The organism is Dielma fastidiosa (assembly GCF_000313565.1).
GTDB lineage: Bacteria > Bacillota_I > Bacilli_A > Erysipelotrichales > Erysipelotrichaceae > Dielma > Dielma fastidiosa.
The window spans coordinates 150,085-152,638 of record NZ_HE578923.1; the positions used below are offsets into that span (position 1 = coordinate 150,085).

1 protein-coding gene is annotated in these 2,554 nt (G+C 31.8%); it reads left to right on the plus strand.

Features of this window, described 5'->3' with window-relative positions; all coding sequences use genetic code 11:
- Window positions 1-2,187: hypothetical protein (locus tag DAHG_RS01100; RefSeq protein WP_026880749.1), on the plus strand; the 2,187-nt coding region annotated here is incomplete at its 5' end.
- Window positions 2,188-2,554 lie beyond the last annotated feature (367 nt).

A 2,554-nucleotide genomic window follows, 5' to 3' on the forward strand; every position in this document is an offset into this window, starting at 1 on the left:
GTAAAAGGCAAATTGGTTGTTATTGGTGACAACCAAACAGCCGGGAAATTAACGATTACTGATTCAAAGATTGAATCAATCAGTACACAGACAAGAAATACAGAAGTCGTATTAAGCGGTGAAACAGAAGTTAAGACAATCGTATTGGAAGAAACAGCAGCGGTAACACCGGATAAGAACTTCAAAGGGGAAGTAGAGAAGATTGAAGTCCAGTCAACAACTAAAGGTGAAATCGTGATTGAAGTCCCTGCACAGGAAGTAAGTACACGGACATATGCAAGTGTGGATATTCAGGCATCGGTAGAAAGCCTTGAAGTAAAGACAGATACTCAAATCAAGGTAAATGCCGATGTTAAGAATGTGGTGGTAACAGAAAGTGCAAAAGATACGAAGGTAGAAGTATCAAAAGGCAGTACAGTAGGCACAATTACAGCAGATGCTCCGGTAAAAATTGAAGGAAGCGGAACAATTAACAAAGTTGAAGCAAACGTTGATGGCGTAGAAGCTGGCAAGGATACAGTAATCAAAGATGTAGAAACAGGCAAAGATGTTGAGCAAGCACCTGAAGTAAATAAACCTTCAACTGGTGGTTCATCGGGTGGTACTAGTACAAGTTCTTATACTGTTAAATATGCAGTTGATAGTTCAATTCCATTCGATGTACCAGCAGCAATTACCGTAACAAGCGGTTCAACTATAACAGAACCTGCAAAACCAGAAGATACAGTTGCCGGATATTCATACAAATGGGTTACTTCTGATGGCAAGCCATTTGATTTCAGCAGTAAGATTAGAAACAGCATGACGTTAACATTAATTCTGACAAATAATGATTTTGCTGGTGGCAATGGTAGTGAGAGTTTTCCTTATTTAGTCGCTGATGTTAATCAATTCTATGCACTTGAAAATTTAAATGTTATAAATGATAGTAGTAAAACATATCATTTTAAACAGCTAAATAATTTTACATTAGACAGAAGTATAACTACTCATTATAATTTAAGCTATGATGGCGGCGGACATAAAATTATTGCATGTACAGGGGATAGAATTTTAGCTTTATTTGTTGGATATGATTCTAAAGGAAAAACTAAGTCTACAGGAGCAATTGAAATTTTTAATGTTGAATTAGTTTCTAATAAGACAGTAGGTCTAAGCATTATCAGTGATCCATGGTATATTGATGAAATTAATTTACATGATATAAAATGTAGTATTGATGGGGATATACTAAATATCAATAAGACAAATTATGCATTTTTAATTGCTGGTGCGATTTATGATGATCGAGAGACTCCTGCTACACCACAAAAAATCACAATTAATAATTGTGATATTGTAGGTTCTGTCGTAACAAATCAAACAAATGCTGGTGGATTTGTAGGTGCGTATTATCCTTACGATAACGATAAGGATATTGTAGGTGTAAATTATCAAAAATCACCTTTATTGAAAATATCTAATAGTTCCTTTAATGGTGATATAACTGCTAATGCTTTTGCTGGGTTAATTTATGGTAATCCTACATACTATCAATATTTTAAAAAAGGAAATTATGATGAATCTGAAATTAACAAATTAATCGTAGTAGATCATGTTGTTTTCAATGGTAAAGTAACAGCAAATTATGCAAATTTATTTGCATTTAGTGATAGTGAAGCTCAAAAACCTATTTGGAATGTTACTTATAAGGATGCAATTACTGGAAATTATAATTTTATAAATCGAACTAATCAAATTGCTAATGATGCAGTAAAAGTATACTTACCAAATGGTGAAGGCTTTACTTACACAACTAATAATACTAATAATTATACTTATCAATTAGTGTTTAGTGTTAATGAAATTGTAATTTCAACTGGAGAAGGAACAGAAGAAGGAAAACTTGTTTCAAATGGTCGTAAGATTTTCTTAGATGTTTCAGAAGCAGAGGATACAGGTTCTTTAACTGAAATTACCGAAGTAAAAGCAATTGATTCTTCTAAGTTAAGCTCTTTAGGTTTAACAGAGCCGATTAGTTATGATAAATATTGTGAAAATTGGCCTGTTGCTATTGCACTAAAAGATAAAATAGTTTATATTGTTTTCGAAAATAATGGTACTTTTGAATCAGTGAATAGTGCTGTTGTAACTTCATTATATGCTTATAATGGAAATGCATTAGTAGGAACAAAGAATATTAAGTAAAATTTAAAGCTGCTGAAAAAGATATTAAAAATTCATTTAAAAAGGTTGTCAGTCTAAAATAAGTTGATATAAATAACTTATTATCAGGATGAAGTAAACCTATAACTTGTAAGAAAATTGGAGGTGCATTTATGTGTGCTTCCTTTTTTTTGTTTATGATAAATATCTTTTACATAATATTGACTCAGATAAGTAATCAAAGGAAGATTCTGTCTTTAATTACTTACACATACATTAATTTAGTTATCGCAAATCATAGCGGAAAAGGGTAAATAAAAAAGTGTGGAAGCTCAGATATAAATGCTGATGATTACCACGACTCTTAATGTTTGTATTTTACATAATGGAAATTGTCTTAAAAAGTATA